The following is a 26,422-nucleotide window of genomic DNA, read 5'->3' as shown; positions in this document are numbered from 1 at the left end:
CGTTAAGGGCACTCTTGCGTGAAGAGGCTCCTTAACGTCGTTAAGGGGCGGTGGCGGAATCGGCCGAACGGGGAGATCGATGAACCAGCAGTGGTACCAGGAGGACCGGAGTGACGTCCTGATCGTGGGTGCGGGCCCCACCGGCCTCGTGCTGGCCTGTGATCTCGCCCGGCGCGGAGTGAGTGCGCTGGTCGTCGAGCGGTCGCCGGAGCTGTTCCGCGGCTCCCGCGGCAAGGGCGTCCAGCCGCGGACCCTGGAGGTCTTCGACGACCTCGGCGTGGTGGAGGAGGTCCTGCGAGGGGGTGGCCGGGCGCCGATGGGCATGACGTGGCAGGGAGGTGTCCGTGCGGGGGAGTACCGCATGTTCGAGGACGTCGAGCCGACCGAGGACGCGCCCTATACGGGGCCCTGGCTGCTGCCCCAGTGGCGCACCCAGCGGATCCTCCTCGACCGGCTCCGCGCATGGGGCGGTGACGTCGTGTTCGGGGTCGAGCTGACCGGCCTCACCCAGGACGCCGAGTCCGTCACGGCCACGCTGATACCGGCGGGAGGCGGGAGTCCGGTGTCCGTCCGCGCCGGCTATGCCGTCGCCGCCGACGGCGGCCGGTCCACGGTCCGCAGGCTTGCCGGCATCAAGATGACCGGTGAGCGCGTCGATCCCGCCCCGATGCTCGTGGCGGATGTGGTCATACCGACGCTCGACCGGGGCAACTGGCACATCTTCCCGCCGGCTGAGGGGGGTACGGGCTTCGCGGCCCTCTGCCCCTTGCCGCATACGCGGGAGTTCCAGTTCGTGGCCCAGCCGGCGCCGGTCGGTGGAGAGGTCACGGCGGAGGAAGTCCGGTCGCTGGTCGCCAAGTTCACCCACATACCGGCCGAAGAGATCACCGAGGTCCTGTGGGCCTCGGACTTCACCGTGAACGCCGCGCTCGCCGACCGCTTCCGCGACGGCAGGGTCTTCCTCGCGGGCGACGCCGCCCACATTCACTCGCCGGCGGGCGGCCAGGGACTCAACACCAGTGTCCAGGACGCCTACAACCTGGGGTGGAAGCTCGCCGCCGTGCTCCGCGACGGAGCCCCCGAGGCACTGCTGGACACGTACGAGGAGGAGCGCCTGCCCAATGCCGCGGCCATGCTGGGGCTGTCCACCCGCATCCACCGGGGTGAGGAGCGGCGCGGCGCAGCCACCCGCCAACTCGGCCTCGACCAGAGGGACTCCTCGCTCACCCGGGAGATACGGGCCGGATTGGCCGAGGGCGCCCTGACCGCGGGAGACCGTGCGCCCGACGGGAAACGCGACGGGCTGCGGCTCTTCGACCTCTACCGCGGCCCCCACTTCACCCTGCTCGCGGTCGACACCCCGCTGCCGGAGCAGCTGCCGACGCTCCCGGGCCTGCGGACCGCACGGACGGGTGCGTACGAGGCCTACGGGCGCGGCCTGTACCTGGTCCGCCCGGACGGGTACATAGCCTGGGCCGGGCCCGGAGGCGACGCGCTCGAAGCCTCGGCCGCGGATCTGCGAGCCTGGGCATCCCGGTTCGCGCAGCCCGCGCGGGCGGGTGTGTGAGGGGCTGGTCCGTGTCTTTCGATCAGGGGCGGGCCCGGGGCGCCTGGCACCGCGCCTCGCGGCGTTCTCGTCGGTCGCCGACACACCACGTCGGCTCCCTCCTCGGCCGTGCGATGCACGGCACCAGACGCCCCGGGCCGGTCCACCCTGATCCGAAAGACACGGCCTAGCCGGCCAGGGTGCTGAAGTCGGCGCCGGTCAGATCGCGGCTCGCGTCCCACAACCGTGCCGCGACGGAGGGGTCGGCCAGGTGGTTCCAGACCGGTTCACGCCGGGGCTCGCCGCGCAGGCCGAAGACGCGCGGTCCCCACAGCTGGCCGCCCCGCACGGCCGGGTCGAGCACCGCCCGGACCGCGGGCCACGCGCCGGCGTCCTTGCCCTGGACGAGGAGGGCCGCCGGTGCCGCGCCCAGCCGTGCGCCGGTGGTCCGCACATGGATCGGCGGCCGCGACGGGGTGAGGGAGTCCAGCGCGCCCCCGGGATGGACGACCACGCTCGCCACCGTGCTGCCGGCAGCACGCAGGCGGCGGTCGAGTTCGACGCCGAAGTACATCTGTGCCAGTTTGGAGCGTCCGTAGGTGCGCTTCGGCTGGTAGTCCTTCCGGGACTGCAGGTCGCCCAGGTCCAGCCGCTCGGACTTCGCCGCGAAGCTGCCCATCGTCACGACGCGGGCCGCCGGTGCGGCCGACAGCAGGGGCATCAGCCACCGGGTCAAGGCGAAGTGCCCCAGGTGGTTCGTGCCGAACATGAGCTCGTGACCGTCCCCGGTCTCCCTGCGCGGCGGGTCGTCGAGCGCGACGCCGGCGTTGTGGACCACCGCGTCGAGGCAATCCACCTCCAGTGACTCCGCCGCCGTTCCGAGCGACGCGAGGTCGGCGAGGTCCAGCCGTACGGCCCGCACCCGCGCGCCGGGAACACGGGCACGGATCGAGGCCGTGGCTGCCTCGGCCTTGGCGGGATTCCGGCTCCCGAGTACGACGGTGGCTCCGGTTGCCGACAACTGCTCCGCGACGAAGTACCCGATGCCGGCGTTGCCGCCGGTGACCAGGAAGACGCGGCCAACGGCACCCGGCAGCCGTTGGACGTTCCAGGGCGGGATGGAGGATGCGGACGACATGGTGATGGGCTCCCCTGCAGTTGAAGGCGGTCGCGACTGCTCCCTCGGGCGCCGCGACACCCCACGGTTCCAGCGGCCGCCGACACATCCCCGACGGATCACCGACAGTCCCACCGGACGGCCGACACCCCGCCGACGCGATGCCGGGCCGGTCACCCGCGGGAACGAAGCGGCCGGAAACCTCACCGGGCGCCACGCCTCCGCTGGTCGGCGCACGCCGAGGCCCCGCCGCCCGCGGCTACGGGCGAACGTACGGGCGGGTCATGATCTCCATGTTGTGGCCGTCCGGATCGGCGAAGTACGCCCCGCGACCCCCGAACAGGCGGTTGATCCGTCCCGGCTCGGTGTGGTGGGGATCGGCGTAGTAGGTGACCCCGACCGCCTCCAGACGGGCGATCATGCCCTCGAACCGCTCTTCGGGCACGAGGAACGCGTAGTGCTGCGGCTGGATCGGCTCGTCGGTCATCGCGTAGTAGTCGAGCGTCACGCCGTTGCCGAGGTCGACGGGCAGGAACGGTCCGAACGGTGCTCCGACCTCCAGCCCCAGGACCACGGCGAGGAACTCGGCCGACAGCCCCCGGTCCCTGGCGTGGACGACGGTGTGGTTCAACTCGACGGCGTTCGGATACTGCCGGGCGTTCGACATGAGTGGTGTGTCTCCGGTTTCGGGTTGCCGTGGGAAGGCGCCGCACGCGGGCGCCGGGCGGGAGAAACACGGAGAAAGGGCGGGCTCCTGGCCCGCCTCGGGCTCACGCCGAGGCCGGGAACCCTACGCGTACATGGCCCAAGGCCGACCCGGCAGTCACCCGGACGACCCTAGGTGGTGTCATGATCCGGCGCAACACCGATCCCCCGCCCGGGTCACCGGCGCGTCCTGACCGCAGCCCGCACCCGAGCGCGCTCCTGCAGGCGCAGGCGGGGCAGCGTCCCCAGCACCGGCGGACCCCAAGCCACCAGCGCCGCCAAGGCCGCCGACGCACCGGTGACGGCGGCGACCCCGTAGGACCAGGTCGCCGACGTGCCGCTGGGCAGCACCATGAACAGCAGCACCAGCATCACCAACCGCACCCCTGTGGTCTCCAACAGCCGCCAGGCGACCGAGGCGAGCGGCACGATCCCCCACAGCACGTACCAGGGCTGAACGACCGGAGCGGTCACGACCAGTCCCAGCAACGCCATGCCGGCGGCGTACTCGGGCCCCGTACGCGGCGCACGCCCTACGCAGAACCCCACCAGGCACACGCCCAGCACCAGCCCGACCGACCGCGCGGCGGCGATCGCACCGCCCGCCGTCCCCACGCCGAACCCCTCGGACAGCAGCCCGAGCACCCGGCCCACATCCGTACTCGGCGAGAGCACGGTGTACACCTGCGCCGGGCCCCGCAGCGTCGACAGCCACCCCCAGCCCTGGCCGCACACCGCCACACCCAGCACCAGCGCCGCGAGACCCACCAGTGCGATCCCGGCCGCCCTCAGCCATCCCGCACGCCGGTCCGGCCGCCCTCCCACCGACCACGCGGCGGCGCACAGCAGAGCCACGGCGGCGGGAACCTTGACCAGCGCGGCCGAGACCAGCACGACGGTGCCCAGCACCCAGTGCCCCCGGCGGAAGGCCACCAGCCCGGCCACCATCAGGCCGATCATCAGCGCCTCGTTGTGGGCCCCGCCCACCAGGTGCACCAGGGCGAGCGGGTTGAGCACGGCCGCCCACAGCGCCCCGGCCGCCGCGGCGTCGCCGGACCCGGAACAGGGCCCGGAGCCCCGCCCGGAAGCCCAATCGGAGGCGAGGCGCCCCACGCTCCAGACGATCAGCGCCAGCCCGAACAGGGCCAGCAGCCGCATGCCCAGGACCGCCGCCACCGTGTGGTGCTCGCCCGTGAGCGCGACCACGGCCCGCGTCGCCGAGACGGCCACCGGCCCGTACGGCGCCGGCGCGTCCTGCCAGACCTCCGGCACGTTGTCCGCGAGCGGACCACCGAGCACCGACGGCCCCAGCCGGTACACGTCCCAGCCCCGGACCGCCAGCGCGCCCTGCGCGACGTAGCTGTACGCGTCATTGCTGAAGATCACCGGGCCCGGGACCAGTGGAAGGACCCAGGACCACAGCACGGACCGCATCCGTCCCCGGCCGACCGGCTCCCCGGCCCGCAGCAGTCCGCCCAGCCGCCACCAGGCGACCACGAGCAGGACCAGCCCGGCGTACGAGGCCGCCGCTCCCAGCACCGTGTACGCCGGGCTGCGCGGCGCCCACACCCCGTCCGGAACCCCGAACGGCAGCGCGCCCGCGGACCAGCTCCCGGCGGCCAGCAGTACCGACCCGAGCGTTCCGAGCAGTCGGCAACCCCGGACCGTGACCCCCACCTGAGACATGGGGGCAGCCTAGGGCGGGCACGACTGATGATCGGCCCGCCCGAGGCGTCGGGGAGGTGAACTTCGGGCGTCCTTACTCCAAGCGGGTCATGCCGACGGGCCGAGCCGGACGGGCAGCGACCGGTGGCCGTTGCTGATGAGGGAGGTGACGGGCAGCAGCTCGTCCGCGGGCACCGCCAGCTCCATCGAGGGGAATCGGTCGAAGAGCGCTTCGAGCGCGGCCGCGACCTCCAGACGGGCCAGCGGGGCGCCGAGACAGAAGTGGACCCCGTGGCCGAAGGCCAGGTGCTCCTTCGTGACCCGCGTGACGTCGAAGGCGTCCGCGTCCGGGCCGTGCCAGTCGGGGTGCCGGTTGGCGGCGGCGTACGAGGCGAGGATCGCCTCCCCCTTGGCTATGGTCCGCCCGTCGGACAGCGGGATGTCGGCCAGCGCGAAACGCATCGGCAGATGCTTGACGGCCGATTCGTGCCGCAGGGTCTCCTCGACGACGTCGCCCCAGCCGCTGCGCCCGGCCCGGACGTGGTCCAGCTGGTCGGGGTGCGTGAGCAGGGCCGTCACCGCCTGGTCGATGACGTTGACCGTGGTCTCGTACCCGGCGCTGATCATCAGGATCAGAGTGTCGCTCAGCTCGGAGTCCGAGAGCGCGGAGCCGTCCCCCTCCTCGTCGCGGGCGGCGATGAGCAGGGAGGTCATGTCGTCACCGGGCAGGGCGCGCTTTGCGGCGATGAGCTCGGCGAGGACCTCGTACACCCGGACCGTGTTCGCGGCGGCCTCCTCGGGGGTGAGGGTCGTGTCGAACACCCCGTCCACCACCGTGCGGAAGTCGGCGCGCTGCTCCTGGGGGAGGCCCATCAGATGCCCGATCACCGCGATGGGCAGCGGGTAGGCGAGCCGCTCGCGCAGATCCGTGACCTCGCCCGGCGGGAGGGCGGCGAGCTCGTCGACGAGGCCGGTGACGATGTCCTCGACGGTGTCGCGGAGCACGGCGACACGGCGGGCGCTGAACGCGGGAGCCACCATCCGCCGCAGTCGCCGGTGGTCGGCTCCGTACGCGGTGAACATGTTGGTCACCGCGACCCACAGCGCGAGCGGCCACGTCTGGACGGCCTGCTCGAACTCCGGCCAGTGCGCGCGGGCGTCCTTCGACACGTCCGGGCTGGTGAGCAACTCCTTGAGCAGGGCGGGGTCGGTGACGGCCCAGGCCGTCACGCCGAGTACGTCGACGCGGGCCGCGGGCCCTTGGGCACGCAGCAGCCGGTGCTCCGCGTGCCGGTCGGCGCCGGCGGGGTCGAGCACCAGCGGAACGGCGGGTGCCTGGTTCACGCGGGACTCCTTTGCGTGGGGGTCTAAGAGGTGGTCGTGGCGGTATGAACGGTGTGTCATCTCCCGCACAACGCGTGGGGTGGGCACGGTGTTCCGCGCACGATCACGGTGTTACCCATGAGTTCGCGCGGGTTCAGGTGATCTGCCAGCGCTGGTGGGCCGAACCGGAATCCGTCTGCTGCGTGGCCGGGGCTCCGTCCGCCCCGGACGCGGTGGTCAGCAGGAGCGCGCTCTTCTTGTTGGCCACCGAGTAGTCGCCCCCGCCGAGCGCGGTGATCAGCCAGCGCTGGCCGTCCCCGCCCGTGCAGGTGGCCTGGACGACGGCCGCGCCCGCCGCGGTGGAGCCGCCCGCAACGTCCGCGCACAGCCTCGACGAGCCGTTCACCATGGAGTAGGAGCCGTCGGCGTTGAGTTCCAGCCGCCACTGCTGGTTGGGGCCCCCGTGCGGCGTCCACGTGATCAGCTGCGTACCGGACGCGCTCGAACTCCCCGGGTCGTCGAGGGCCTTGCCGACCGCGCTGAGCGTACGCGTGCCGCTGGGCGCACCGCCGTACACCTCGAACTCGTACAGCGAATAGCCGTACCCCGTGCCGCGCGCGGTCCCGTACACGCGGATGTAGCGGCCCGATCCGGACAGTCCCGTGATCTCCTGGACCCCGCCGGCGCCCGTCGTCGTGGAGTACACGGTGCGCCAGGTCGAGGCGTCGTCCGAGAGCTGGATCTGGAAGGCCTTGCCGTACGCGGCCTCCCAGCGCAGCACCACGCGGCCCACGGCCCGGCCGGACCCCAGGTCGACCTGGAGCCACTGCGGGTCGGCGTACGCGCTGGACCAGCGGGTGCCGGGGTCGCCGTCGGTGGCCGAGGCGGCCGGGAAGTCGACGGTCTCCGTCCCGGAGGCGGTGGTCGGCCGGTTGCGGGCGAGGTTTCCGGGCTGGGCCAGGCCCGGCCAGGCGGGGTTGTGCCCGACCGCGGCCGCGATCGGGGTGAAGGCGGCGTACGTGGCGACCGGCTTCGGGGAGCCCCAGGTCTGCTGGGCCAGGGCGCGCAGCGGGTACATGATGCCCGCGGCGATCTGCTCCTGCGTCTCGGCGGTGGGGTTGTCGCACCACACGTGGAGCAGCGAGCCGGGGTTCTTCGAGGGGTCGGTGAGGGTGGCCCCGCCCTCGAAGCGGTCGGGGGTCCAGGTCTCGTACATCCACTTGGTGTCGGGCTTGGCGCCTCCGAGCACGTAATACGTCGGCGTCCAGGACTCGTTGGCGACGGTGTGGCCGGCCGCGGCCAGCTGCTGCGGGGTGAGGCCGTAGCTGTACCAGTACTCGACGAGGATCCCGGGGTGCGGGGTGACGGTCCCGTCCCCGGCCTTGATGCCGTCGTTCCACATCCGGGTGGTCTTGCCGGCCGCCCGGACCAGGTCGTCGGCCCAGTTCACGAACCCGTAGTAGGTGTCCTTGGCGGTGGCGCCCGCCCCGTAGTGGGCGCGGGCGTAGGTCAGCAGCTGGGGGTACTTGGCGTAGTCGGTGACGTATTCGTCGGCGCCGATGTGCCAGTACGGGGCCGGGAAGAGCGGCAGGTACTCGTTCACCAGGTCCTTGATCAGGGTGTACGAGGCCGGCAGTGACAGGTCGATGAAATCGGGACTGGCCGTGCCGGAACTGTTCTTGAGCCTGAGCTCGGGGTGGGCGGCCAGAACGGCGTTCATGTGCCCCGGGGTGTCGATCTCGGGCACGATCGTCACGTGGTACTTCTGCCCGAGCGCGACGAGGCCGGCGATGTCCTGCTTGGAGTAGTGGTCGGCGGAGACGATCTCCGGGTGGGTGGAGCTCTCGAGCCGGAACCCGAAGGTGTCCGACAGGTGGAAGTGGAAGTAGTTGAGCTTGAGGTAGGCCAGCTCCTTGATGTGCTGCTCGACCCAGTCGACGGTGAAGAACTTCCGGCCTTGGTCGATCATGAGCCCCCGCTCCGCCTTTGCGGGCCAGTCGACCGCCGTACCGGCGGGCACCGTGGGCGACTGGTGCAGGAGCTGGAGCACGGTACGGGTGCCGTAGAACGCGCCGGTGCCGGTCCCCGCCCGGATGGCGACGGAGGGTCCGACCGTCAGCCGGTAGCCCTCGGCGGGCAGCCCCGGGTCACCCAGGCTCAGCGCGATGTCGCCCGGGGAGGCGCTCCCGGTGACGACACCGACGGGGCGCCCGGCCAGCGCGCCCAGGTCCTCGGCGAAGGTGGCGGCGTCGCCGGAGAGCTGGCCGGCATAGGCGGGATCGACGACGACCCGGCTGGTGCCGGTGAAGGTGTAGGCGCCGGTGCCGGCCGTCCACTGCCGCAGGGCGGGGACGGTCTGCGGCGGCGCGGCGGCGGCCCGTGCGGGTCCGGCGACGGCGACACCGGGCAAGGAGAGCGCGGCCACCGCGCAGACGGCGGCGACCAGCAATCTGAGCAGACGCATGGCAAGTCCCCAAGTCATGTGAGGGAAGGGGGAGTTCGGAGCTCGGCCACAGTGCAGCCAAAGTGGAGCGCAGCGCTGGATGCATGTCAATACCTGCTCGAAACCCGGCCCCATCGAGCAGGATCGCGCACGCGTCCCTCGCAAGGGCCGCGTGTTACCGTCGCGCCATGTCCAAGGGTGAAATAGACGCGCTGACCGCCGAGTTCTTCGGCGCATTCGACAACCGGGGCGGCAAGACCGCCGACGTGGCCCGGATCCGGCGGCTGGTCCTGCCGGGCGGGGTGATCGTCAAGACCGGCCCTCCGCAGCTCACCGTCTACACCGTCGAGGAGTTCATCGAGCCGCGCCAGAAGCTGCTGAACGACGGCCGGCTGGTCGGGTTCTCGGAGTGGGAGACGTCCGAACGGACCGACATCGCCGGCGACATCGCCTCGCGGTTCGGCGAGTACCGCAAGTCCGGGGTCCTGGACGGCGAGCCGTTCGAGGGCCGCGGGACCAAGACGATCCAGTTCGTCCGCACCCCGGACGGCTGGCGGATTGCCGCGTTCTCCTGGTACGACCAGCCCTGAGCCGAGGCGGCCGGCCTGTGACGGCTCCGCGACCGGCCCCTCGCCGCGCTGCCGCTGCCACCGCACCGCCGTCATCACCAGCGGCGCGTACCGCTTCGCGACGGGTGTGTTCAGCCCAGCGGCTGCCGCGAAACCGCGTCAGCCGCTCTTCCCTCGCCCCGGTGAACGCTCAAGGCCGCAGTTGCGCGAAGGCGCGGCCCGCGGCGTTCCAGGTGACCGCTCGTGTCCAGCCCGCGTCCACCGCTGCCGTCCTCTACGTGCACCCCGACGCGCTCGTCCACGGCCTCGGGGGTCACGTCCACGCCCGGTGCGGGCCGCCCGGGGCGGGCCAGGACGGTGGCGTCGGCCGCGCCGGCCCCGGCGCACCAGCGCTCCACCTCCAGCGGCAGCAGCCAGCCGTCGCTGCGACGCAGGAAGCGGGGGCCCCGACCGGCGTGCAGGGCGTCGGCGCAGTCCGTCGCGGGCGCCGAGGCGGCGACCCGCTCCGCGTCCTCCGGGGTGTCGGCGACGACGGCCCGACAGGCGGCCGGCACCCGCGCCGGCACCCAGGGCAGGGCCTCCGCCTCGTCGGGACACGGCAGTACGAGGTCCGCCCGGGGCGGCACACCAGCAGAATCGGTCACCTGCACACCGTAGGAAGCGGGCGCGGGCGAAAGGGGCTTCCACTCCTTACGAAATGCGGACGCCGTGCCCGATCCGGGGAGGGCGCGGTGCGCGCGGACCGGGGAGGATGTCAGGCTGTGGCCATGGCAGTGAGCAATACGCACAGTACGGACGCGGCGGGGACGCCGGACCTCGTCGGCGGCGCCGGCATCCTGGTCGTGGACGACGACCCGACCGTTTCGGAGGTCGTGGCCGGATACCTCGACCGCGCCGGTTTCACCGTGCGCCTGGCCGCCGACGGCCCGGCCGCCCTGCGCGCCGCCGAGGAGCAGCGCCCGGACCTGGTGGTCCTCGACCTGATGCTCCCGGGGATGGACGGACTGGAGGTCTGCCGCCGGCTGCGGGCGCGCGAGCGCGCCGCCGGCCCGCACGGCGGCCAGGGCGCCACCGCGCCCGTCCCGGTCATCATGCTCACCGCGCGCGGTGACGAGGACGACCGGATCCTGGGTCTGGAAGTCGGCGCGGACGACTACGTGACCAAGCCGTTCAGCCCGCGGGAGCTCGTCCTGCGCGTGCAGTCGGTCCTGCGCCGGGCCGTCCCCGCGGCGCCGGCCGCGGGCCCCCGGCTCACCGCGGCGGGCCTGAGCCTGGACCCGGCGGCGCGCCGTGTGAGCAAGGACGGCGAGGAACTGGCCCTCACCCTGCGCGAGTTCGACCTCCTGGCCTTCTTCCTGCGCCACCCCGGGCAGGTCTGCGACCGGGAGCGGCTCATGCGCGAGGTCTGGGGCTGGGACTTCGGGGACCTGTCCACCGTCACCGTCCACGTCCGGCGCCTGCGCGGCAAGATCGAGGACGACGCGGCGAACCCCCGGCTGATCCAGACCGTCTGGGGCGCCGGCTACCGCTTCGATGCCCACCCGACCCCGGCGGCGCCCGCCGCGGCCCCGGTACCGGCGGACGGAGATGACCATGCGTGACCAGGACCTCCTGCTGATCGCCCTGTACGCGCTCCTCGGCGCGGGCGGCGCCGGAGCGCTCGGCGCCGTCGCCCTGCGGATACTGCGCCGGCGCAGCGTCGCCGCCTCCCTCGCCGTCGTGACCGCCGTCGCCGTGCTCGCGATGCTCGCCGGAACGCTCGCCGTGGCCTGGGCGATGCTCCTCTCCTCCCACGACCTGACCGTGGTGACGGTGGTCGCCGCCGTGGCCGCCGCCGTCTCGTTGGGCACCGCGCTGCTGCTCGGGCGCCAGGTCGTGCGCCGCTGCCGTGAACTCGTCGAGGCCGCGCGCGTCTTCGGGGAGGAGGGCACCTTCACCACGCCCAGCGTGCCCGCTCCCGCCGAGCTCGCCGCGCTCAGCCGCGAACTGGCCGCGACCAGCGAACGCCTGACGGCGTCCCGGGAGCGTGAGCGGGCCCTGGAGACCTCACGGCGCGAGCTCGTCGCCTGGATCTCGCACGATCTGCGCACCCCGCTCGCCGGGCTGCGCGCCATGTCGGAGGCGCTGGAGGACGGCATGGCCGCCGACCCCGCCCGCTACCACCGGCAGATGCGTACCGAGGTCGACCGCCTCAACTCCATGGTCGGCGACCTCTTCGAGCTCTCCCGCATCCATGCGGGCGCCCTCAGCCTCAGCCCCACCCGGTTGAACCTCTACGACCTGGTGGGCGACGCGCTGGCCGGCACCGACGCCCTCGCCCGCGAGCACGGCGTACGGCTGGTCGGCGATCCGATCGCCTCGCTCCCGGTGGAGGTGGACGGCAAGGAGATGACCCGCGTCCTGTCGAACCTGCTGGTCAACGCCATCCGCCACACCCCGGCCGACGGCACGGTCGCGATCGCCGCCGAGGCCCGCGAGGGCGCGGTGGTGCTGTCCGTCACCGACGCCTGCGGGGGCATTCCCGAGGAAGACCTGACGCGCGTGTTCGACACCGGCTGGCGCGGGACCCAGGCCCGTACGCCTCCGGGGGGCGCGGGCCTGGGTCTGGCGATCGTCCGGGGCATCGTCGAGGCGCACGACGGGCGCGCGCACGTCCGCAACGTCACCGGTGGATGCTGCTTCGAGCTCACCCTGCCGGCGCCCGCCTAGGAGCCGGTCACGGCTGCTTCGCGCAGGTCAACGTCACGTTCTCGCTCCGCCCCGTCATGTTGGAATCCGGCACGTGCAGGGTGAGGTACACCGTCACCGTGTCGACGTTCGCCATGGCCGATCCGTTGACCACCTTGAAGAGGGACACGCTCTCGATGCCCGGGGTGAATTCGGCCGAGCCCGAGGAGATCGGGTCGGCGCTGGAGTTGTAGGTCCAGTAGTAGCGGACCTTACCGTTCCCGGAACCCGTGATCTTGCCGTCGAACTCGAACTTGGGCGGCGTGGTGCAGTCGACGACCGTCCCCGACTTGGTCAGGGCCTTCACCTCGACCGCGGTGACCTGCACGTTCCCCTTGCCGCCGGCCGGCTTCTCCCGGGGCGGCGTACTGCAGTCGACGTGCTTGCCCTGCTTCGACCCGCCGTCCCGGTAACCGACGCCGTACGTGCCGTAGCGGACTCCCTGGCGCTCCAGTGAGCCCTCTCCGTCCACCGTGCCGCGGAAGGAGGACTTGCCCTGGACGTGGACCGGCTGGTTCGCGGGGAACCCGCTGAGGTGCAGGTCGTAGCGCACGGTGGACTTCCCGCCCGACTGGCCGTCCCCGCTCGGAGTCAGCTCGCAGGAGGGAGCCATGGGCGCCCGGGCGGCTCCGGCCCCCGCCGCACGGCCCTGGGCCGCGAAGGCGGGGGTCAGGGCGACGGAGGAGGCGAGGAGCGGGGCCGCGAGAAGCATGAGACCCCGGTACCGGTTGGTCTGCCGATTCATCGTGCTGCCCTTCCTGAGAGGAAAGCCCCCGATGTCGGACCACACCAGGATATTCGGGCGGGGCCGAGGGCGCCGTGGCGGCCGGAAGCCGCTACGGGGTGTCCGCCCCGGCCGTCGGCTCCGCCGTACCGGCGGCGAACGGCACCACCGGGCGCCGGTCCAGGTCCCGGCGCAGGCGCGCCGAGCCGGCGGTGACGTGCCGGACGGCGCCCGGCCGGTACTCGCCCGTGACCACCGGATCCTGGCCCCGTGCACGGCGGCCAGGGCCCGCGCTCTCCCGGCCGCACGTCACGGATCGGCAAGACGTCTCGGATCCGTGACAGGGTGGCCGGATGACGACCCACCGCGAGCGCTCCGCCGATCCCCGTCCGACCCCTGCCGGCCCCGAACCGTGGCCGGACGCGGCCCGGCTCCACGGCGATCTGCTCGTGGCGAAGACACGCGTCTACGATCCGTGCGGATTCACCTGCTCGCAGCCGGTCCCCGAGGCCGAGGGCGGCGCGTACGCCGCGCACGCCTTCACCCTGGACGGACGCGCCGTCCGGTTCCGCGCGGCCAAGACGACCCCCACCAAGGTCGGCCAGTTCGTCACCGTGTGGCTGCGGTCCCCGCAGGGGCCCATCCGGCCCTTCGACACCACGGACGGCGTGGACCTCTTCGTCATCGCCGGCCATGACGACGACGGCCGAGGCCAGTTCGTCTTCCCGCTGGACGCCCTCCGCCGGCACGGCGTCGTATCGGTGGACGGCGCGGGCGGGAAGCGGGGCTTCCGTGTCTACCCGCCGTGGGTGGTCACCGCCAACCGCCAGGCCGACCGCGCCCAGGCGTGGCAGGTGGAGCACTTCCTCCACCTGCCACAGGACGGCGCCGTCGACCTGGCCCGCGCCGTGCAGCTGTACCGCTCGTAAGGGCGCGGCTCAGCCGGTGGGGGCGGGCGAGCGCGGCGGCGCCTCGCGCTGGTGCGGAACCGGGGGGAGCGCCGACGCCTGGAGCCCGTCGTGGTGGAGTGAGACCGTCCGGGTCGGCGCGGGGATCGAGATGCCCTCGGCCCGGAACCGCTCGTGCAGGCGCTTGATGAACTCGTGCTTGATCCGGTACTGGTCGCTGAACTCGCCGACGCCCAGGATCACCGTGAAGTTGATCCGGGAATCGGCGAACGTGTGGAAGCGGACCTTGCCTTCGTGGTCGGGGACCGCGCCGTTGATGTCGGCCATCACGCTGTCGACCACGTCGAGGGTCACCCGCTCCACGTGCTCCAGATCGCTCTCGTACCCCACGCCCACCTGGACCAGGATCGACAACTGCTGCTCGGGCTGGGTGAAGTTGGTCATGTTCGTCCGCGCGAGACGGTTGTTGGGGATGATCACCAGGTTGTTCGACAGGTTGCGGACCACGGTGTTGCGCCAGTTGATGTCGACGACGTATCCCTCCTCACCACTGCTGAGGCGGATGTAGTCGCCGGGCTGCACGGTCTTCGAGGCGAGGATGTGCACGCCCGCGAAGAGGTTGGCGAGGGTGTCCTGCAAGGCCAGGGCCACCGCCAGACCGCCCACGCCGAGGGCGGTGACCAGCGGCGCGATGGACACGCCCATGGTTTCGAGCGCGACGAGCACACCCATCACCAGCACCACGACCCGCGTGATGTTGACGAAGATGGACGCCGATCCGGCCACTCCGGTCCGCGACCCCGCCACCGACTGGACGAGGCCCGCGACGACCCGGGCGGCACCGAACGTGGCGATGATGATCAGCACGGCGGAGAGGGACTGGTTCACGAAGCCCAGGACCCGCGCGGTGAGCGGCAGCGTGGAAGCGGCCACGGCGGCGCCGGCGATGACCGCAGCCCAGGGGACGAGGGTGCGCAGCGCGTCGACGATCAGGTCGTCCCCGTTCCACCGGGTCCGCTCGGCGTGCCGGCCCAGCCAGCGCATCAGGGCGCGCAGCACCAGCCCGGCCAGGGCACCCGCGGCCACCGCGATCCCGGCCACCAGCCAGTCGTGCAGGAGCAGTTCCCGGTTCAACGGACACCCTCCGCTCGGCGTCGGACCGGGGGAGTGGCGACGGACCCCGCGGGCCGTCGTATGAGGTGTGTCGTCACCTTGTCACCTGTCAGTTTGTCGTGCGTGGAGCCGCGTTCGGGCGCGTGTACGCATTCCGGAACGGGTTGCCATCCTGCCCCATGGCCCGAGGTGCCCCTGCACGCGGGCCGGTGTCAGCCGGCCGGAACCGTGGCCGTCGGCGTGTTCCAGCCGGAGACCCGGATCGCGGGAGCGGAGCCGTGCAGGTCCGCCGTGCGGTAGGTCGCCGTGAGGGTGGCCGATTCGCCGGGCCACAGGCTGATCTGGTTGTCGGACCACCGGACGGGCAGGACGGGGGTGTCCTTGCCGTCGACCAGGTGGAGGTCGGTCAGCAGGGCCGGGGTGTTCCCGGTGCCGGTGTTGCGTACGGTGACGACCGTCGTGGAGGTCGACGGCGCGTCGGCGTCCACGCTCGTCGTCGCCGTGGCGGAGACGGTGGCCTGCGCCATCGACCGCAGCCCGGTGAGATCGGCGTAGGCCGTGGTCGGCGTGTGGTACCAGTCGCTCTCGGTGTAGTCGAGGACGTCCCGGCGCGTCGAGAGCCAGTACACGTTGCGGCTCACCTCGCGCCCGGAGGCGTCGGTCAGGACCAGCCGCGCGAGATGGGTGGCGGACAGCCCCTCCACCGACGCCGGGAGGGTCAGGGCGATGGTCTTCGCGCCGTTCCCGCCGACGCTCAGGCCGGTCACCGTCCGGTCGTACTTCCGCGTCCCGTCGGTGTTGAACAGGGAAACCCGCGCGGTCAGCCCCGACACCGCCGCCGCACGGCGGTTGACGACGGCCACCGCCCGGTCGTCGTACGCGTACTGGACGTGCAGCGGCTCGTTCGCCTTCTTCGCCCCGAAGTAGGCGCCGTTCTGGTCGAGGTAGCGGTCCACGAGCTGCCAGTGCAGCGAGGTCCAGCCGCTGTTGAACATCCAGTAGATCAACCCCGTCGACGGCTTCGAGGCGTCGGTGGCGTTGCGCGCGTACGCCTCGTACTGGGCGCGTACGTTCTCGTACTGGGCGAGCTGCGCCTTGGCGACGTAGTCCTCCAGGCTGCGCGGGGCGCCGTACCGGGCGCTCAGCGCGTCGTCGTACAGCTTGAGCGTGGCGTACGTGCGCGAGGGCGAGCGGTGGTACTGCGGAGCGGCCGGGTCCTTCCACAGGGAGGTCAGCTCGGCCGGGGACATCATGCGGCGCAGGGTGTCGAGGGTGGGGATGTCGGGACCCGCGCTGGTCTCGGAGTTGAAGCCGGTGGCCCCGCCCTCCCGCTTGTCGTACCAGTAGCCCGGAGGCACCCAGTCGTACGGCCCCGGCATGCGCATCCCCGAAGCGCCGGTGAGCGGCGCCGACTTGGCGGAAGCGGCGGGGATCACGGGGGTGGGCCAGTCGGCGGCCTTCAGCGCCTCGACATAACTCCGCTCGATTTCGGCGTTCGGGGCGAAATCGCTGCCGATGAGGAAGGAGATGACGCTGGGGTGATCGCGCAGGCGCGCGGCCTCGGCCGCCATCGAGGCCTTGGCGACGGGGTGGTCGGCCGCGGTCCAGCTCTCTCCGGCCTCGGTGCCGTTGACCTCGCCCTCCCATTTGGTGCAGCACTGCCACCCCGGCAGGGTGAGGATCCCGTACCGGTCGGCGAGATCGAAGAACTCGTCCTGTTCGAGGTGCCCTTCCAGGCGCAGGGTGTTGAGGCCCAGGTCCCGTGCGTAGGCCAGCCGGTCCTCCGCGTAGGTGGCGTCCCAGCGCACCAGTTCGTCGGGGGACCAGCCCGCGCCGCGGATCAGCAGCGGCCGGCCGTTGACGGAGTACTGGCGGGCGCCGTCCTTGTTGAGCGGTGCCTGCACGCTGCGGATGCCGAAGCCGTGGCGGGCCCGGTCGGACACGGTGCCGGAGACGCCACCGGCACCGGCACCGGTACCGCCACCGGCCCCGGAGACCGTGACCGCCAGATCGAGCTCGTACAGCTCCTGCGCACCCATTCCGGCGGGCCACCACACCCGCGGCCGTTCCAGGTGCAGCTGCGGGGTGTCGGCCGGGGTGAAGGCCACGGTCTTCGTCTCGTGGGCGCCCAGGGGCACCTCCCGCCGGAAGGCGATCCCCGATCCGATGGTGCCGGAGACCTCGGCGGTGACGGGCGCGGCCGATTCGTTGCGGAGCTTCGCCTTCACCGTCAGGTCCGCGGAGGCGAGCGACGGCAGGGCGAGGCCGGTCAGTACGTGCGCGTCGCGCAGGGCGACGGGGCCGCCCCGCCGCACCAGCACGTCGCGGACGATGCCCATGTTCTCGTCCGGCGGCGGCTGCAGCCAGTCGAGCCAGCCCATGGTCAGGTTCTTGCGCGGATCGTTCGGCTGGATCCGGAAGGCCACCGCGTTGGCGCCCGCCCGCACCAGCTCGGTGACGTCGAGCTCGTGGTGCGTGTACGCGCCGGCCACCGCGGCCGCCGTGGCGACCTGCGTGCCGTTGACGAACACGTCCGCCGCGGAGACGACCCCGCTGAAGTCCAGGTACGTGCGCGCGGAGGTGTCGGACACGGTGAACTCGGACCGGAACCACCAGGGAACGGTGAAATCCGCGGCGGGGATGCGCCGCTGGTCGGTGGAGTGGAAGGGGTCGGGATGGGTGCCGTCCGCGACCAGGGCGGCCAGCACGGTGGACCGGGGTCCGGCCGGGTGCCAGCCTGCCGTCCGGTATCCCGGCGCGGAGACGAGGGCCGCCGCGTCGGAGACGCCGGCCGTGGAGCGGATGGCGTACCCGGACAGGGGCGTGGTGCTCCCCGGGGTCGCGGGGACGGCGGTCACCGCCGGAACCTGCGCCGCCCGGGGGGAGGGAGCCGCGGCCGGAGCGCCGGCGAGGAGCGCGCCCAGGAGGCCGAGCACGGTCAAGGCCGAGGCTTCCCAGCGGACGGTTCGGACGGGGGAGGGGAACACGGTGGTCTCCGGGAGGGCTCAGGCGGCGAGGGCGGAGGTGATCACGAGGGGCGGTTCGGCGCGCTCCGCGGTCCACGGGTAGCGGTCCACGAGACCCGGGTCGGCGAGCGCCAGCGCCTCGTCCACGGTCGGCCGGCGCTGGGTGATCTCGCGGAAGCGGGCGCTCCCGAGGAGGAGCGGCAGCCGGTCGACGGGCCAGGCGTGGTTGCGCACCTCCTGCCAGGTGCCGTCCCTGCGCAGCAGCCGCAGCGGCATCTCCTCGCCCGGTCGGTACGAGGCCCCCTCGGCGCCCACGCGCAGCGAGGTGTACGCAAGGTCGGTGCAGGCGGGGTCGGTGGACAGCAGGACGAGCGGGGCTCCGGGCCGCAGCAGGCGGCGCATCTCGGCGAACACCCCGAGCAGGGCCTCCTCGGTCGGCAGCGAGGCCAGGACGTGATTGCACATCACCGCGTCGGCGCACCCGTCGGGCAGGCCCGTCACCCGGCCGTCCCTGACCAGGTGGAACTCCGCCACCGACGGCGCCGTGCTCCGGGCCAGCGCGAGCATTTCGGCGGACGTGTCCACCCCCAGCACCCGCGCGCCCAGCACCCGCGCCGCCCGGTCGGCCACCGCGCCCGGCCCGCACCCGTAGTCCACGAGCACCTCGTCCGCGCCGATCCGGCGGGACAGGGCCTCGAACACGAACGGATAGCCGAGCAGCCAGTCCGTGGCCGCCTCCACCGCCGCGAACGCCTCTGCCCCGGCAGACCCGGACCAGGCGCCGCCCTCTTCCTCATGTCCCGCTGACCCGTTGTTCACAGCTCCCCACTATCGGCCCGGCGGGGCGGGCCACCGGTGCGGCGCGCCCGTGGGCCACCCCGACGGCGACGGTCGGCCAAGTGGGGCGAGTGAGGTCTCCCCCCGGGGCGGCTGACGTTTCCCGCCGCGCGGGCCGGGCAGTGTGGTGGGCTCCGGCCCCCGAAGGACGCGAAAGGCAGCACGCCATGACCTCGCCTGTCGGCAGCGAGCCGCTTCCCAACGCCCGCGAGCTGTTCGACATCCCGGACGGCATCGCCTACTTCAACACCGCCAGCGTGGCACCGACGCTGCGCACCGGCCTCGTCGCGGGCGAGGCCGCCCTGCTCAAGCGCGCCCAGCCCTGGCGGCTCCTGGGCCCCGACTGGTTCAGCGGGGCGGAGCGCCGCAGGGCGCTGTTCGGGGCCCTCATCGGGGCCACCGCCGATGACATCGCCCTCGTACCGGCGACCAGCTACGGGTTCGCGGTGGCCGCCGCCAACCTGACGGCGCGGGCCGGCAGCAGGGTCCTGGTCCTCGACGGCGAGTACCCGTCCGGGATCTACACCTGGTGGCGGTTCGCCGAGCGTACGGGGGCCTCGATGCTCACCGTCCGGCGCGAGCCCGGCCAGACGTGGACCGAGGCCGTCCTCGGCGCCCTCGACGACAGCGTGGCCGTGGTCTCGGTGCCCCGGGTGCACTGGACCGACGGCGCCCTGCTCGATCTGGACCGGATCGCCGAAGCCACCCGGGCCGCCGGTGCCGCCCTGGTCATCGACGCCAGTCAGTCGGTCGGCGCGATCCCCGTCGACGTGCGCGCGCTGCGGCCCGACTTCCTCGTCAGCGTCGGCTACAAGTGGCTGCTCGGCCCCTTCGGACTCGGTTACCTGTACGTGGCCCCGGCCCATCAGGAGGGGCGCCCGCTGGAGGAGAACTGGATCGTGCGCAAGGACTCCGACGACTTCGGGCGGCTCGTCGAGTACCGGACCGAATACCAGCCCGGAGCCCGCCGCTTCGACGTGGGCGCGCGTACCGCCTTCGAGCTCACGCCCATGGCACTCGCCGCCCTGGAGCAGCTGTCGGCCTGGACCGTGCCCCGGATCGCCGTCACCCTGGCGGCCACCACGGCCCGCATCGCCTCGGCGGCGCGTGAGCGGGGCCTGCCCGTCCCCTCGCCGCGCGGCCCGCACATGCTCGGCATCACGGTCCCCGAGGGGCTCCAGAAGCGTGTGGTGGCGGCGTTGGAGGAGGCGGACGTGTTCGTCGGGGCGCGCGGCTCGGCCATCCGCATCAGCCCCCACCTCCACACCACCGGTGCCGACATCGAACAGCTGCTGACCGCGCTGGACGCCGCGCTGAACCGGTGAGGGCGTCGTGCGGGAACGTCCGTGCGCAGGATTCCCACGTCCCATCGCACCGTGAACGCGGCTGTCCGCAAAGCGATTGCGGAGGTCGTGTTGAGAGCACACAAGCCTGGCGCGTGATCCGCGACGCCTACCCCCGGGAAACCGTCCGTGCGCCCTGCGGCGTCCCTGTGGGGCAGGGGGTGGTGTTCATGTCAGAGGCTGAGCCGAGGGTGTCGGGGCTCGCCGCGCTGGTACCCGTCGTGGCGGCCGCCGCGCTCTACGGCTGGGCGCACTGGTGCTACGCGGGTGCCTCGGCGCCGTCCGGCACGGTCGCCCTGGCGGGCGGAGCGGCCCTGATCGTCGGCGCCTCGGTGCTCTATTTCGTGTGCGTCGGCGGGAGCCGGAGCCTGTTCGGGGCGCTCTTCCTGGCCCTGGGGCTGCTGCTCACCGTGGCGGCCACGGATCAGGCGGCGTCGCGGGCGGAGGTCGCCCCGTGCGTCGTGCGCGAGGTGCGGGAGCAGAAGACGAGCTCGGCCGGGGAGGGCCTCCCGGGCGAGAGGACCGTCTACCGCCACGTGCTGAACTGTCCCGGCGGCTACCCCGACGAGCTCACGGACGGCCGGCGCCTCGCGGCCGCGGGCGGGGAGATCCGGGTCGCCTACGACCCCCGGCACCGGGTGTCCCCGGCGCCGGAGGGCGGGAGCTCGCCCTGGGCGGCCGGTCTGGGCGCGGTGGTCCTGCTCGCCCTGAGCGCACTGGTCGCCGCCGCCGGCCCCTTCCGGGACGAGTGAACCGGCTACTGCGGCTTCGGGGGTACGTAGAACCCGGTCGTCGCACGCGTCGCCGCGGCCACGGCCGCCGCGGACTCCCCGGAGGCCGTGTGGGCCCGGCCCCAGGCCTCGCTGCTGCCCGTCATGAACGCTCGGGCCTCGTCCGAGGCCATCCACGCCACGGCCTGCGAGGGGTGCACGGAATCGCCCTCCAGGTGCATCCCGAGACCGAGCACCGTGAGGTCCCAGCCGACACCGACCGCCCCGGGCCCGTACTGGCCCCAGAACTCCGGCTGCACCACCGCCACGTGTTCCAGCTCGAAGACGGTGCGCTCCGTGCCCTCGGGGGTCAGCCGCAGCTCCACCTCGCTGAACCCGGGTGCCTGGCCCATCACCCAGCTCACCCGGAGCAGCTTCGGCGGCTCGCAGCGCAGGATCTTCCCGCCCGCGTTCCCCTCCGTCTGGTAGTGCCCGCCCTCGCGCAGGTCACCGCTGACCGGGAGGAACCACCGGCCGAGCCGGTCCGGGCTCGTACAGGCCTCCCACACGTCCTCGGCGCCCGCCGGATACGTACGGCGCAGGAGTACGGTCCGCGCCTCCTCGCCGCCCACCTCGCGGCGTCCGACCTCGCGGTGGACGTCGTTGATCTGTCCGACGATGTCGCTCATCGCGCCTCTCCTCGCTCTTGTTCCCGCCGCTCGCGGCGGCCCCGCGCGAGCTCCGTGCCCAGCGCGTCCAACCGCTGCTCCCAGAAGCCGCGGAACCTGTCCAGCCAGGCGTCGACCTCGCGCAACGGCTCGGCCTGGACCGCGTACAACCGTCGGGTCCCTTCCGCCCGTACGACGGCGAAGCCGCTCTCGCGCAGCACCCGCAGGTGCTGCGACACGGCGGGCTGAGAGATCCCGAACTCTTCCCGGATCACCTCGCTGACGGCGCCGGACGGCTGCTCGCCGGCGGCGAGCAGCTCCAATATCCGGCGCCGCACGGGGTCTCCCAGTACGTCAAAGGCGTGCACGCTCGCCACTGTGCCAGCTCCCACTTATATAAGCAACGACTTAGATATGGCTCGGCGGCCGCCGGCCCCGGCGATCGGGTGAATCCGCCTCGCGGGCGGACGCGCCACCGCGGTCCGCCGGGCGGCCGGGTGACGTGGCCGGTACGGTCCGGTTCGGTTCGGTTCGACGCATCGAGGACGAGGAGGGCCGGACGTGCCCATCGCAACCGTCAACCCCGCGAACGGCGAGACGCTCAAGACCTTCGACGAGTTGGACGCCGGGCAGATCGAGCAGCGCCTGGCGGCCGCCCACGCGGCCTTCCGGAGCCACCGTACGACGGGGTTCGCGGAGCGTGCCCGACTCCTCGACCGCGCGGCCGACCTGCTGGACCAGGACCGTGACGACATCGCCCGCACGATGACGCTCGAAATGGGCAAGCCGATCGCCGCAGCCCGGGCCGAAGCGGCGAAGTGTGCGAAGGCCATGCGCTGGTACGCGCGCAACGCCGAGCGGCTGCTGGCCGACGAGCACCCCTCGCAGGACGACGTCGAGGACGCCGGTGCCTCCCGCGCCCGGGTCCACTACCGGCCGCTGGGCGTGGTCCTCGCCGTGATGCCGTGGAACTTCCCCCTCTGGCAGGTGGTCCGCTTCGCGGCGCCCGCCCTGATGGCGGGCAACGCTGGGCTGCTCAAGCACGCGTCGAACGTCCCGCAGACCGCGCTCTACCTGGGCGACCTCTTCCGGCGCGCGGGCTTTCCCGAAGGGGTGTTCCAGACGCTGCTGGTCTCCTCCCGGGCCGTCGAGGGCATCCTGCGCGATCCCAGGATCGCCGCGGCGACGCTCACGGGCAGCGAGCCCGCCGGCCGGGCCGTCGCGGCGGTCGCCGGGGACGAGGTGAAGAAGACCGTCCTGGAGCTGGGCGGCAGCGATCCGTTCGTGGTGATGCCGTCGGCCGACGTCGAGCGGGCCGCGGCGGTCGCCGTCACCGCCCGGGTGCAGAACAACGGCCAGTCCTGCATCGCGGCCAAGCGGTTCCTCGTACACGCCGACGTCCATGAGGAGTTCACGCGGGCCTTCACCGCCCGCATGGCCGCGCTGACCGTCGGCGACCCGCTGTCCGAGTCCACGGACGTCGGGCCGCTCGCCACCGAGCAGGGACGCGCCGATGTGGAGGAGCTCGTCGAGGACGCCCTGGGACGCGGGGCCACCGCCCTGTGCGGCGGGCGCCGGCCGCAGGGCCTGCCGGACGGTCTGGCGCGCGGCTGGTTCTTCGAGCCGACCGTCCTGACCGGGATCACCCCCGAGATGCGCATCCACCGCGAGGAGGCGTTCGGTCCGGTGGCCACCGTGTACCGGGTGCGGGACCTGGACGATGCGGTGGAGCTCGCCAACGACACGCCCTTCGGCCTGAGTTCCAACGTCTGGACCCGCGACGAGGCGGAACAGGAGCGCTTCGTAAGGGACATCGAGGCCGGTGGCGTCTTCTTCAACGGCATGACCGCCTCCCACCCGGCCCTTCCCTTCGGCGGCGTGAAGCGCTCGGGGTACGGGCGCGAACTCTCGGGCCACGGCATCCGGGAGTTCTGCAACACGACGACGGTGTGGCACGCGGCCGAGCCCGGCAACGGCGCGTAGGCGCGGCCGGGCCGGACGCGGCGCGCGGGCAAAGGGCGCCGGACCGAGCGCGGGCCCCGTGGTCGAAAGGCCCGCCCGGAATCAGGAGGGGGCGTCCCCCCAGCCGCGTTCCAGCAGGTCGAACACCTCGTGCAGGGCCTTCCGGGGATCCGTGCGGCCGCGGACCAGGCTCGGGCCCTCCATGACGAAGCGGGCCAGCGCGGCCGTGCGGACGTCCCCCTCGGGGGCGCCGGTGGCCTCGGCGAGGGCGGCGGCCAGGGCCTTCTCGTGGCGCAGCCACATCCGGTGCGCGTACTCCTGCAGGGCGGGGGACGAGTCCACCAGCGCCGTGAACCTGGTGAACTCCGGGGTGTCCTGGCCGACCACCACGGCCGTGTGCGTCAGGTGGTCGCGCAGGGCGTGCAGGACGGACTGGCCGGGGGGCCGGTCGTGCACGGCGGCGACCAGCGCGGCCTCCCTGCCCTCGTCCTCGTCGAAGACGAGCGCCTCCTTGCTCGGGAAGTGCTTGAACAGGGTCGTCACCGCCACGTCCGCCGCCTCGGCCACGTCCCTGACGCCCACGTCGTCGAAGCCGCGCTCCGTGAAGAGGCGCAGGGCGGCGTCCGCCAGCGCCTTGCGCGTCTGGGCCTTCTTGCGCTCGCGGCGCCCCGTCGTCTCGCTCATGCGGCCATCCTATCGCGTGAGGGCTAGCCGCTCATTAAGGAGAGCGGTTGCACCTTTGAAGCACGCGGGGCCGGCAGGTCATCGGCCGCGGGCGTCCCGCGCCACCGGTTTCACTCCGGTATCGGGGGTAGGGGCCAACGGTGGGGGAGGTGGACAGGGGTGTCGGCGCGGAACCGGAGGCGTGGTGGAGCCGGAGATGATGGGGCAGGGTGTGCGGACGCGGCGGCTCGGCCTGTCCGGTGCCGCCGCCGTGGTCGGGAGGTGCCGAGCCTTCTGCCGCGGCGCGATCGAGGACTGGGCCTGGCCCGAACGGGGACATCCCGGCGGACTGACGGACGAGCAGCGGGACGCCGTCGTCGATGACGTCTTGCTGCTGGTCTCCGAGACGGTGACCAACGCGGTCAGGCACGGCGGGGGCCCCACGGAGCTCGTGCTGAGGCTCGCCCCCGCCGAACCGGATGCCGCTCTCCGGCGCGCGGGAGACCTGCGGATCGAGGTCAGCGACGCCAGCCGCGCGCTGCCGCGGCTGCGGACCCCGACGGTGCTCGGGCTGCCCGGCGGATACGGGCTGATGGTGATGGAGCTGCTGGCCAGGCGCTGGGGAGTGATGACGCGGGAGGGCGGGAAGACCGTCTGGTTCGAGGTGGCGGCCCCGGCTCCGGCCCATGGAGCGCGAAGCGGCTAGCCCCGCGTCAGGTCCGGCCCGTGCCCTCCTCGGCCGGATGCGAACCGGGGTCGGCGCCGTTCGGGAAGGACGCGAAGGTGTCCGTCAAGCGAAGCAGCCGCGATACCTGGGCGCTGATGTTCCGGACCCCGAAGCGCATACCCGCCTCCTGGCGGGCCTGCAGCAGGATGTTCAGGCATGCGCAGTCGCAGAAGGTGACGCCGGCCAGATCCAGCACCACCCGGCCGGGATGGGCACGCAGTGCGGAGGCCAGAACGTCCCGGAGCTCCGAGGCGCAGTCCTGATCGATTTCTCCCGCGAGGACGACGAGCGCGCCGCCGGTGCCGTCCGGTTCCACGTGGACCGTCGACCGCTGACAGGCGGCCCGTGTCGCCGTCGTGCTTTCCCGAGCTGGAGGCATCTCCAGACTCCCTTGGCCAGTCGGATCGCCACCTCGATCGTGCGCCGCGCGCATTCATACGTCAAGGATTACTGGAAAAGGATTTCGCGTCTCTTCTTACGCGGTTTGCATCACGCGATTCATCTCACGCGATTCATCTCACGCGATCCGTCTTACGCGACTTGTCTCACGCGAATGGGGCGGCGCATCATGGAGACATGGAAAGCAGCTCAGAGCGCCGCCCGTCCTGGACCTTCCTGACCAATCACGCACGGGTCCTCGTGGCGATCTCCCGGGACTCCGGGGTCCGGCTGCGCGATGTCGCGGTCACCTGCGGACTCACCGAGCGGACGGTCCAGGCGATCGTCGCCGACCTCGAAGCGGACGGATACCTGAGCCGCTCGCGCGACGGCCGGCGCAACCGCTACGAGATCGCCGAAGGCGCGATGTTCCGGCACCCCGCGGAAGCCGGCCATGAGGTCGCGGGCCTCCTCTCCCTGCTCGCCGAGGACACGTCCCCGCTGACGCGGTAGCGCCGCTGTCGCGGTGGCGCGCGCCACTCGCTCCTGACCCGGATGGGGCGTCGTGAACGTGCCGTTCCCCGGCCGAAGCGCGTGGAGGTGCGAAGTTGTCCGTGGCGGCCGGCGGACACGGCGGTCACCTCCCCTCCCGTCCCCGGATGTCCGAGGAGCCGGCCATGGACCCGAGTCCCCCGCCGCACGTGGCCCCGCCCGCCGGGCCAGGCCGGCGCTCACTGCTGCTGGGTACGGCCGCCTGGTGCGCGGCCGCGGCCGGGTGCGTGCGGGAGGCCGGGCCGTCGGCCGCGAGTCCGCCCGCCGCAGGGGTACGTACGCCTGCCGGGGCCGCGCGGGCCACCGCCTCGGCGCCCGCGCCGCCGCCGGGGACGCTTCCCGCCGCGGTTCCCTGGCGGCCGGGGCCGGGCGAGATCGAGCCCGCGGCCAAACTCGCCGCCGTACGGCTGGTCGAGGCGCTCGGGACCTGGCCGGCGGGCCGGGGAAGCCCGCGCAACGCCGCGGCGAGAGCGGCGGCCCTGGGCATCTCCGCGCCGCGGGCCGCCGAACTCGCGGCCGAGGCCGGGCCGCTGACCCCCGCGGCGGACCAGGCGGTCGTCCGCGTGATCGACGCCCAGTACGGCGGGCTCCTGCCCGAAACGGCGAGCGTCCTGGTCCCCTCTGCCCAGTCCACCCGGACCGGCTCCGCCGTCCGCGAGGGCGGAACCACGATCGACGTCCGCCTCGCACGTACGAGCGCGGGCTGGGCCGTCACCGCCCTGCACCCCGGGCGCCCGGGCCCCGCGGCCGCCCTCGGCGCCTCGGCCCGGGCCGTG

Annotated in this window: 24 protein-coding genes and 2 pseudogenes; 11 read left to right on the top strand and 15 right to left on the bottom strand. The window is 73.0% G+C overall.

All coding sequences use genetic code 11. The features are described 5' to 3' along the window. The first annotated feature begins 79 nt into the window (after nucleotides 1-79). Entirely contained in the window at nucleotides 80-1,567 is a 1,488-nt protein-coding gene (locus K7B10_RS03420) for an FAD-dependent monooxygenase (protein WP_229334461.1), read from the top strand. A gap of 166 nt (nucleotides 1,568-1,733) precedes the next feature. Here K7B10_RS03420 and K7B10_RS03415 read toward each other — a convergent pair whose 3' ends face one another. The 5 genes from K7B10_RS03415 to K7B10_RS03395 all read right to left on the bottom strand — a co-directional run bounded on the left by K7B10_RS03415 (nucleotide 1,734) and on the right by K7B10_RS03395 (nucleotide 8,820). Continuing rightward, nucleotides 1,734-2,684 carry an SDR family NAD(P)-dependent oxidoreductase gene (locus tag K7B10_RS03415; protein ID WP_229334460.1) on the bottom strand — a complete coding sequence of 317 codons (951 nt, stop codon included), beginning with the start codon at nucleotides 2,682-2,684 and terminating at the stop codon, nucleotides 1,734-1,736. A 238-nt stretch (nucleotides 2,685-2,922) separates the two neighbouring features. Then, nucleotides 2,923-3,330: a VOC family protein gene (locus tag K7B10_RS03410; RefSeq protein WP_229334459.1), complete on the bottom strand. Its 408-nt coding sequence runs from the start codon at nucleotides 3,328-3,330 to the stop codon at nucleotides 2,923-2,925. 215 nt (nucleotides 3,331-3,545) lie between these two features. Further along, on the bottom strand, nucleotides 3,546-5,054 hold the full coding sequence (gene mptB, locus K7B10_RS03405) for a polyprenol phosphomannose-dependent alpha 1,6 mannosyltransferase MptB (protein ID WP_229334458.1): 1,509 nt from the start codon (nucleotides 5,052-5,054) through the stop codon (nucleotides 3,546-3,548). Nucleotides 5,055-5,141: 87 nt separating this feature from the next. Continuing rightward, the gene (locus K7B10_RS03400; protein WP_229334457.1) at nucleotides 5,142-6,377 is read right to left on the bottom strand and encodes a cytochrome P450 family protein; all 1,236 of its coding nucleotides are present in this window, start codon (nucleotides 6,375-6,377) and stop codon (nucleotides 5,142-5,144) included. A 133-nt stretch (nucleotides 6,378-6,510) separates the two neighbouring features. Then, on the bottom strand, nucleotides 6,511-8,820 hold the full coding sequence (locus tag K7B10_RS03395) for a family 20 glycosylhydrolase (protein ID WP_229334456.1): 2,310 nt from the start codon (nucleotides 8,818-8,820) through the stop codon (nucleotides 6,511-6,513). Nucleotides 8,821-8,987: 167 nt separating this feature from the next. Here K7B10_RS03395 and K7B10_RS03390 point away from each other — a divergent pair, with 167 nt between their 5' ends. Then, complete coding sequence (locus K7B10_RS03390) at nucleotides 8,988-9,389, top strand: Cif family virulence factor (protein WP_229334455.1); 402 nt, start codon at nucleotides 8,988-8,990, stop codon at nucleotides 9,387-9,389. A 319-nt stretch (nucleotides 9,390-9,708) separates the two neighbouring features. On the opposite strand, the pseudogene K7B10_RS03385 reads toward K7B10_RS03390, so the two are convergent. Beyond that, nucleotides 9,709-9,829, bottom strand: a pseudogene (locus K7B10_RS03385) (SAM-dependent methyltransferase); the annotation flags it as partial. Nucleotides 9,830-10,201: 372 nt separating this feature from the next. Between K7B10_RS03385 and K7B10_RS03380 the strand changes: the two are divergent. Both K7B10_RS03380 and K7B10_RS03375 read left to right on the top strand, forming a co-directional pair. Beyond that, entirely contained in the window at nucleotides 10,202-10,969 is a 768-nt protein-coding gene (locus K7B10_RS03380; RefSeq protein WP_229344726.1) for a response regulator transcription factor, read from the top strand. Continuing rightward, entirely contained in the window at nucleotides 10,956-12,077 is a 1,122-nt protein-coding gene (locus tag K7B10_RS03375) for a sensor histidine kinase (RefSeq protein WP_229334454.1), read from the top strand. The genes K7B10_RS03380 and K7B10_RS03375 overlap by 14 nt, the downstream gene beginning before the upstream one ends. 7 nt (nucleotides 12,078-12,084) lie before the next feature. Here K7B10_RS03375 and K7B10_RS03370 read toward each other — a convergent pair whose 3' ends face one another. After that, on the bottom strand, nucleotides 12,085-12,840 hold the full coding sequence (locus K7B10_RS03370) for a hypothetical protein (RefSeq protein ID WP_229334453.1): 756 nt from the start codon (nucleotides 12,838-12,840) through the stop codon (nucleotides 12,085-12,087). Nucleotides 12,841-12,931: 91 nt separating this feature from the next. Beyond that, the gene (locus K7B10_RS03365) at nucleotides 12,932-13,075 is read right to left on the bottom strand and encodes a hypothetical protein (protein WP_372481357.1); all 144 of its coding nucleotides are present in this window, start codon (nucleotides 13,073-13,075) and stop codon (nucleotides 12,932-12,934) included. 97 nt (nucleotides 13,076-13,172) lie between these two features. Between K7B10_RS03365 and K7B10_RS03360 the strand changes: the two genes are divergently transcribed. Beyond that, nucleotides 13,173-13,748, top strand: coding sequence for a MepB family protein (locus K7B10_RS03360; RefSeq protein WP_229334452.1), 576 nt, complete (start codon nucleotides 13,173-13,175; stop codon nucleotides 13,746-13,748). A gap of 9 nt (nucleotides 13,749-13,757) precedes the next feature. On the opposite strand, the gene K7B10_RS03355 is transcribed toward K7B10_RS03360, so the two are convergent. The 3 genes from K7B10_RS03355 to K7B10_RS03345 form a co-directional block, all read right to left on the bottom strand. Continuing rightward, a complete protein-coding gene (locus K7B10_RS03355; protein ID WP_229334451.1) occupies nucleotides 13,758-14,861 on the bottom strand; it encodes a mechanosensitive ion channel family protein in 1,104 nt (367 codons plus the stop codon). Nucleotides 14,862-15,052: 191 nt separating this feature from the next. Then, nucleotides 15,053-17,782, bottom strand: a complete 2,730-nt coding sequence (locus K7B10_RS03350) for a glycoside hydrolase family 2 protein (protein WP_267501318.1) — start codon at nucleotides 17,780-17,782, stop codon at nucleotides 15,053-15,055. A gap of 63 nt (nucleotides 17,783-17,845) precedes the next feature. Further along, entirely contained in the window at nucleotides 17,846-18,625 is a 780-nt protein-coding gene (locus K7B10_RS03345; protein ID WP_229334450.1) for a class I SAM-dependent methyltransferase, read from the bottom strand. A 185-nt stretch (nucleotides 18,626-18,810) separates the two neighbouring features. Here K7B10_RS03345 and K7B10_RS03340 point away from each other — a divergent pair, with 185 nt between their 5' ends. Beyond that, nucleotides 18,811-19,968, top strand: a complete 1,158-nt coding sequence (locus K7B10_RS03340) for an aminotransferase class V-fold PLP-dependent enzyme (RefSeq protein ID WP_229334449.1) — start codon at nucleotides 18,811-18,813, stop codon at nucleotides 19,966-19,968. 188 nt (nucleotides 19,969-20,156) lie between these two features. Next, nucleotides 20,157-20,738: a hypothetical protein gene (locus K7B10_RS03335; RefSeq protein ID WP_229334448.1), complete on the top strand. Its 582-nt coding sequence runs from the start codon at nucleotides 20,157-20,159 to the stop codon at nucleotides 20,736-20,738. 5 nt (nucleotides 20,739-20,743) lie between these two features. Here K7B10_RS03335 and K7B10_RS03330 read toward each other — a convergent pair whose 3' ends face one another. After that, complete coding sequence (locus K7B10_RS03330; protein WP_229334447.1) at nucleotides 20,744-21,385, bottom strand: SRPBCC family protein; 642 nt, start codon at nucleotides 21,383-21,385, stop codon at nucleotides 20,744-20,746. Next, a complete protein-coding gene (locus K7B10_RS03325) occupies nucleotides 21,382-21,741 on the bottom strand; it encodes an ArsR/SmtB family transcription factor (RefSeq protein WP_229344724.1) in 360 nt (119 codons plus the stop codon). The genes K7B10_RS03330 and K7B10_RS03325 overlap by 4 nt, the downstream gene beginning before the upstream one ends. 184 nt (nucleotides 21,742-21,925) lie before the next feature. Here K7B10_RS03325 and K7B10_RS03320 point away from each other — a divergent pair, with 184 nt between their 5' ends. Next, complete coding sequence (locus K7B10_RS03320) at nucleotides 21,926-23,347, top strand: NADP-dependent succinic semialdehyde dehydrogenase (RefSeq protein ID WP_229334446.1); 1,422 nt, start codon at nucleotides 21,926-21,928, stop codon at nucleotides 23,345-23,347. 81 nt (nucleotides 23,348-23,428) lie between these two features. Here the strand turns inward: K7B10_RS03320 and K7B10_RS03315 are convergent, their stop codons facing one another. Next, complete coding sequence (locus tag K7B10_RS03315) at nucleotides 23,429-24,010, bottom strand: TetR/AcrR family transcriptional regulator (RefSeq protein WP_229334445.1); 582 nt, start codon at nucleotides 24,008-24,010, stop codon at nucleotides 23,429-23,431. 181 nt (nucleotides 24,011-24,191) lie between these two features. Here K7B10_RS03315 and K7B10_RS03310 point away from each other — a divergent pair, with 181 nt between their 5' ends. Further along, nucleotides 24,192-24,695: an ATP-binding protein gene (locus tag K7B10_RS03310; protein WP_229334444.1), complete on the top strand. Its 504-nt coding sequence runs from the start codon at nucleotides 24,192-24,194 to the stop codon at nucleotides 24,693-24,695. A 7-nt stretch (nucleotides 24,696-24,702) separates the two neighbouring features. Here the strand turns inward: K7B10_RS03310 and K7B10_RS03305 are convergent, their stop codons facing one another. Further along, nucleotides 24,703-25,095 (bottom strand): STAS domain-containing protein, encoded by a 393-nt coding sequence (locus K7B10_RS03305; protein WP_229334443.1) that lies wholly within the window; start codon nucleotides 25,093-25,095, stop codon nucleotides 24,703-24,705. A 197-nt stretch (nucleotides 25,096-25,292) separates the two neighbouring features. Between K7B10_RS03305 and K7B10_RS03300 the strand changes: the two genes are divergently transcribed. After that, nucleotides 25,293-25,607 carry a helix-turn-helix transcriptional regulator gene (locus K7B10_RS03300; RefSeq protein WP_229334442.1) on the top strand — a complete coding sequence of 105 codons (315 nt, stop codon included), beginning with the start codon at nucleotides 25,293-25,295 and terminating at the stop codon, nucleotides 25,605-25,607. Between the two features lie 164 nt (nucleotides 25,608-25,771). Continuing rightward, nucleotides 25,772-26,422: pseudogene (locus K7B10_RS03295) on the top strand (hypothetical protein); the annotation flags it as partial.

Source organism: Streptomyces flavotricini (genome assembly GCF_020639365.1).
In the GTDB taxonomy this organism is placed as follows: domain Bacteria; phylum Actinomycetota; class Actinomycetes; order Streptomycetales; family Streptomycetaceae; genus Streptomyces; species Streptomyces flavotricini.
This window is presented reverse-complemented; position numbering and strand designations above follow the sequence as displayed.